This window comes from Sporomusa sp., from assembly GCF_057736855.1.
Genome location: NZ_JBYKYF010000131.1, coordinates 1 through 6,156 on the forward strand (window position 1 = coordinate 1; position 6,156 = coordinate 6,156).

Annotated in this window: 6 protein-coding genes and 1 pseudogene; all 7 read left to right on the forward strand. The window is 46.6% G+C overall.

The window, feature by feature from the left end; translation table 11 throughout:
• Positions 1 to 1,293, forward strand: a 1,293-nt coding sequence (locus tag AC29Z1_RS09895) for a histone deacetylase family protein (RefSeq protein ID WP_488271298.1), incomplete at its 5' end; no start/stop codon positions are given.
• Between the two features lie 34 nt (positions 1,294 to 1,327).
• Positions 1,328 to 2,071: a ribonuclease PH gene (gene rph, locus AC29Z1_RS09900; protein ID WP_488271299.1), complete on the forward strand. Its 744-nt coding sequence runs from the start codon at positions 1,328 to 1,330 to the stop codon at positions 2,069 to 2,071.
• 24 nt (positions 2,072 to 2,095) lie between these two features.
• Positions 2,096 to 2,683: pseudogene (locus AC29Z1_RS09905) on the forward strand (XTP/dITP diphosphatase).
• Positions 2,680 to 3,153, forward strand: coding sequence for a metallophosphoesterase (locus AC29Z1_RS09910; protein WP_488271300.1), 474 nt, complete (start codon positions 2,680 to 2,682; stop codon positions 3,151 to 3,153). Before AC29Z1_RS09905 ends, AC29Z1_RS09910 begins: the two are co-directional and overlap by 4 nt.
• 172 nt (positions 3,154 to 3,325) lie before the next feature.
• On the forward strand, positions 3,326 to 4,309 hold the full coding sequence (locus AC29Z1_RS09915) for a GntR family transcriptional regulator (protein WP_488271301.1): 984 nt from the start codon (positions 3,326 to 3,328) through the stop codon (positions 4,307 to 4,309).
• 5 nt (positions 4,310 to 4,314) lie between these two features.
• Positions 4,315 to 4,725, forward strand: coding sequence for a methylaspartate mutase subunit S (glmS, locus tag AC29Z1_RS09920; RefSeq protein ID WP_488271302.1), 411 nt, complete (start codon positions 4,315 to 4,317; stop codon positions 4,723 to 4,725).
• Positions 4,726 to 4,741: 16 nt separating this feature from the next.
• A complete protein-coding gene (glmL, locus tag AC29Z1_RS09925) occupies positions 4,742 to 6,124 on the forward strand; it encodes a methylaspartate mutase accessory protein GlmL (protein ID WP_488271303.1) in 1,383 nt (460 codons plus the stop codon).
• Positions 6,125 to 6,156: the final 32 nt, after the last annotated feature.

Genomic DNA, 6,156 nt, shown 5'->3' on the forward strand with positions numbered 1-6,156 from the left:
TTTTTTCCGGCCTTCGACTGGGCAATAACGCCCACACACCCGGAACGAGAAGAACGTTTACTATATACACGTGATCAAATAGTGGAAGAAGGTCTTTTGGATTTACCGGGTATTAAAGAATACCGGCCACAGCTTGCCAAGCTGGATGATGTTGCGCGGGTGCATATTGGTGTGCCTGACCTCATTTCTCTGATTACGGATGCCCATTTGCTTTCGGCCGGTGGCGCTATTACTGCGGCTGAAGCCGTAATGCGTCGCGAGGTGACTAACGCGTTTGCCTTAGTGCGACCGCCAGGACATCATGCCATGCGCATAGTACATGGTACACGGGGTTTTTGTACCATCAATATTGAGGCTGTTATGATAGAGTATTTGCGCCGACATTATGGTTTACAGCGAATCGCCATAGTGGATACTGATGTACATCATGGTGATGGTACGCAGGATATTTATTACCATGATCCGGATACCCTGTTTATTTCTTTTCACCAGGATGGACGCACTCTGTATCCGGGAACCGGTGCAATGACAGAGATGGGCAGTCCGGGTGCGCTCTGCTCTACGATTAATATTCCATTGCCTCCTGGTACAACTGATGAAGGGTTGCATTATGTGCTGGATCAGTTTGTATTGCCAGTGCTAGAAGATTTTAAACCTGACATGATTATAAACTCTGCTGGGCAGGATAATCATTATAGTGATCCACTGGCGAATATGGCAGTGACTGCCCGGGGGTATGCCCGCTTGGCGGAAAAGCTTAAGGCCGATATTGCGGTGCTGGAAGGCGGGTATTCGATTGAAGATGCGCTGCCGTATGTGAATACCGGAATCATTCTCGCGATGGCTGGACTAGACTATAGCCGGGTTATTGAACCTGATATTGCTCGTTGTCCGCGCCAATCGGCGGCCAATACAAATTATATTACTAAACTAGTAGCCCAGTGGCAGGAACTTTGGCGGCAACGCGACAGTCTGCGGCGTGAGGCTATTGCCAAAACCGGAGACTTCTGGCAACGTCGCCGGAACATCTATTATGACGATAGTGGCATCCATGAACAGCAGATCGAAACGGTACGGATTTGTTCCCGTTGTCATGGGTATCAACTGATTGACACCCAGGCAGATGCTTACCCATTTGGGGTAAAGTCAGCGTATGTCGCTATTATTCCTCGCAATAGCTGTCCGGCTTGCCGCAGTCAGGCGCAAGATGCGGTGCGCAAGGCTCTGCAAAATGGTCAACATGATTGCTATTATATTCAAGATAAACAACAAGATATTTTAGAGAAACTATAACTAAAATTCGATCTTTATTTATAGGAGGATTTTGATGAGCAGAGCAGACGGGCGTGCCAATAACGAACTAAGAAAAGTTACCATTACCCGCAATTATTTAAAATATGCTGAAGGATCGGTGCTTATTGAATTTGGTGATACCAAGGTAATCTGTGCGGCTACCATTGAAGACAAAGTACCGCCATTTTTAAAAGGCTCAGGCGAAGGCTGGGTGAGTGCCGAATATTCGTTGCTGCCGCGTTCAACTCAGAGCCGGAATGTCAGAGAAGCCACCAGAGGCAAGCAGAGTGGACGTACTCATGAAATCCAGCGGTTGATTGGTCGGGCATTACGCAGTGTTATTGACCTAAAAGCCTTAGGGGAAAGGACCATATGGCTGGACTGTGATGTAGTGCAGGCTGACGGCGGAACCCGGACAGCCGCCATTACCGGGTCATTTGTGGCCCTGGTTGATGCCGTAAACCGTATTTGGGGCGATAATCCGAAGCCCTTTCCGGTCAGAGACTTTTTAGCCGCTGTTAGTGTTGGGATTTTGCCTGAAGGCGTTTATCTGGACTTATGTTATAGTGAAGATTCAACAGCAATTGTTGACATGAACTTGGTTATGACCGGCAGTGGTGAATTTGTCGAAGTGCAGGGAACAGGCGAAAAGGGAACCTTTGCCCAAGCACAGTTAAATGAAATGATTGCCCTTGGCAGTCAAGGCATTAACATTTTATTGGATATTCAAAAGGAAGCACTGGGACAATTGGCCTGGAAAGTCGGTCGGGAGGGGTAAGTGGTGCAGGAACCCATGACAGAGATGATTGTGGCAACGAAAAATGCCGGTAAAGTTGCTGAATTTAAAGAAGCGCTACGCGGATTGCCTTATAAGATTAGTTCACTAGCTGATTGGGGAAGTTATCCCGAAGCGCCGGAAAACGGAGTGACTTTTGCCGAGAATGCCTGTTTTAAAGCTGTTTATTACGCCCGCCTAACAGGGAAACTTTGTATAGCCGATGATTCTGGCTTATAGGTAGATTACCTACAAGGTGCACCTGGCGTTTATTCGGCCAGATATGCGGGCGATCATGCTAGTGATGAGGACAATAACAATAAATTACTGGCCCAATTGACCGGGGTACCTAGGGATAAACGACAAGCGAGATTTCGTTGTGTTCTTGCCCTGGCTAATCCGGAGCGGGTTTTGCTTACTGCTGAAGGTTCGGTGGAAGGGATGATTCTCTCAGAGCCGCGCGGAGATCAGGGGTTTGGTTATGATCCGCTATTTTTCGTACCCGAGCTTGGTCGCACCATGGCAGAGCTTTCGTCAAGAGAGAAAAATGCCATTAGCCACCGGGGAAAAGCGATTAGAGAATTAGTGAAACAACTGGTGGCAGAAAAGCGATGAGAATTGGTGTTATCAGTGATACTCATGGCGACACAGCGGTTTTGAAACAAGTGATTGCCGCGGCCGGGGTGGTGGAACATTGGCTGCATGCTGGCGATTATTTTTCGGATGGCCGGCGGCTGGCTGAACTCACCGGTGTGCCAGTCACTGTGGTTGCAGGCAACTGTGATAGGACGACGGTTGTCCCGATTGATGAATATGTTACGTTGGCTGGTAAAACCATTTGGCTGACGCATGGCCATCGTCATCATGTGAAATATGGCGTACAGGATCTAATTTGGTGGGGGGACCAATATGGTGCCGATATTGTGGTTTTCGGCCATACGCATATTCCCTATAGTCACTGGCATGATGGATTGTTATTGTTTAATCCGGGCAGTCCCAGAGCGCCGCGGGGCGGTTCGAGTCCTAGCTTTGGAATCATAGATATTCAGGACAATAGAATCGAAGGACAGATTATTGAATTGTAAACTCGCCGTTAGGCGAGTTTTTTTACTTCATATGTAATTTTTAGTTTTGGAAAAAATACATAGTACAGAAAGTAAATTTTTTTGTAGAATTTTCTTGCTTTTTAGCAAATGGTATGCGATAATATATATAGAAAATCAAATTGGACTAATCCAATGATCCAATTTGCAGGGAATGATGGATGTGATTGTACAAAAACTTGGTATACCCATTTATCTGCAAGTGAAAGCGTACATTTTGGACAAAATAAGGACAGGCTACTATCAAAGTGGTGATAAGTTGCCGACAGAACGAAAGTTGTCCGAAGAACTTGGCATCAGTCGCAATACTGTCAGTATGGCGTATAAAGAATTGCTGCTTGAGGGTATTCTTGAAGCTAAGCAAGGCCGGGGCACGTTTGTTCGCGCGCAGCCTGCTGATATAACAGCAGGTGCGGATGTAGCAGGCAGTCGGCTTGAGCGGGCGCTTAAGATTATTGATGCAGCCATGGCCCAGGTTGTTGAGTTGGGATTCACAGTAGAACAGTTTGCCAATATTACCGCTATAAGAGCCAAAGAGCGGGAGTTGGCAACCCGGCAGCTCAGAGTGGCTGTTGTGGACTGTACGCTGGAATATGTGGAACAATTTATTACTCAACTTAGCCAAACTGTCCGTGCGCAATTCGAAGCAGTAGTGCTGTCAGATTTACTTAATGGTATTGTGAAACCTGAATTTCTTGCGGCTTGCGATTTGGTGGTCACGACAGTGGAACATCAATCCGTAGTTGCCGGAATTCTTAGTAATACCACCAAGTTTATGGCTGTGGCTACAATACCAAACCTCGAAGCAGTCATAAAGCTGGCACGCTTACAGGCAGGAACTGAAGTGGCTGTTGTCGCGAAAACTCAGGAATTTGTCGATGCTTTACACCGGCTCCTGATTAAAATTGGGTGTAACGGAATTAAGCTGAAAGCATGCACTGAGAACGAGCGCGATCGCATTCGCCAATGTATCGACGGGTATCAGGCTATTGTTGTTGCCGAGTCGATGCAGCAAATGGTACGCCAGGTTGCTGTAGAAACACAGGATATCATTACCTTTTATTATGAAATCGACCAGGGATCGCTCCAACAGGTGATTAGCCGGTTGGTTGCAGAAACTGATAAAGCAAAGGAGTAGTGGAGATGACAAAAAAAGCAAAGGTTATTTTAGGCGTAATTGGCGCTGACTGCCATGCGGTTGGTAACAAAATCCTTAATCATGCACTTACTGCCGCTGGTTACGATGTGGTTAACCTAGGTGTGCTGGTACCTCAAGAAGAATTTGTTAATGCAGCGATTGAAACTGACGCTAAAGCAATTTTGGTTGCTTCTCTCTATGGACATGGTGAGATCGACTGCCGTGGCTTAAGAGATCGTTGCCGTGAGGCCGGTATTGAAGACATTTTGCTTTATGTTGGTGGCAACCTGGTTGTTGGTAAAACTGACTTTAAAGAAGTTGAGAAAAAATTCCTCGAAATGGGTTATGATAGAGTATACGCTCCAGGAACATTGCCTAACCAAGTTATTGCCGATCTCGATGCGGATTTGAAATAAAAAGGAGTCTTGTGCTTTGAATAACGTTTTACTTATCGATTTTGGCAGTACTTATACCAAAATTACGGCAGTAGACGTTGACCAAGAGCAAATTTTAGGCACTGCCAGAGGAATTACCACTGTTGAAACCGATATCATGGATGGTTTGAATCAGGCATTATCCGCGCTGTTTGCCAAAACCGGCAAGCTTGAATTTACCAAGGTACTAGGGTGTTCAAGTGCTGCTGGTGGGCTGAAAATGATAGCAGTCGGTTTGGTGCCGGAGATGACTGCCGAAGCGGCTAAACGGGCTGCTTTGGGTGCTGGTGCCAAAGTGCTGAAGGTATTCAGTCACGAGCTGAGTGAATATGAGATCGAAGAAATTGCCGAGCTTAAACCAGATATCATTCTCTTGGCTGGTGGTACTGATGGCGGTAACCAGAAGGTAATTTTGCATAATGCGAAAATGTTGGCCGAACTGGGTACAGATGTGCCGATCGTTGTGGCTGGCAATAAATCGGTAACCCCCACTGTGGTTAAAATTTTGTCAGCCAAGCATTCCATCGTGTGTCCAACCGAGAATGTTATGCCAAAACTCGATGAACTCAATATTGAGCCAGCTCGCACTGCTATCCGCGACATATTTTTGCGCCGGATAACTGAGGCCAAAGGGTTAAACCGTGCTAACAAAATGGTTGACCGCTTGGTTATGCCGACACCGGCGGCTGTTCTTAGGGCAGCTGAATTGTTGAGTCAAGGTGCTGGCAAGGAAAAAGGCCTGGGCGACATAATGGTTGTAGATATTGGTGGAGCAACTACGGATGTATATTCCATTGCCAAAGGTGATCCTACGGTTGGCGGGGTAAATGTCAAAGGTTTGGCCGAACCATTTGGTAAACGTACGGTAGAAGGCGATTTAGGCATGAGATATAGTGCCGGAGCACTCTTAAAGGCCGCCGGAGCAGAACTCATTGCTGAGTATGCCGGAGTTACACCGGAAGAAGCCAGCGCATATGCGCTAAAAGTAGAAGCCGATATTGACTATCTGCCGCAAACTGAAGTTGAGTTCCGTATAGAGATTGCCATGGGCAAAGCCTGTGTACGGTTAGGCGCAGACCGGCATGTTGGCCATCTGCATACTTATTTCTCGCCTATGGGCAGCACATTTGTACAGTATGGCAAAGATTTGACGCAAGTAACTACAGTCATTGGCACAGGTGGGGTAATTGTCAACAATCCTGAGCCGGAAGCGATTCTTACAGGCATATTGTTTGACGAAGCAGATCCCACGATACTGAAACCCAAAAATCCAGAGTTCTTTATTGATAAACAGTATATTATGTCCGCTATGGGGCTTTTGGGAGAAGAATACCCCGAGGTAGCTGTGCGGATGATGAAAAAGCATTTTGTGAAGAAATAGATTAGAGGAGGCTATTGCCACATGGAACTTAA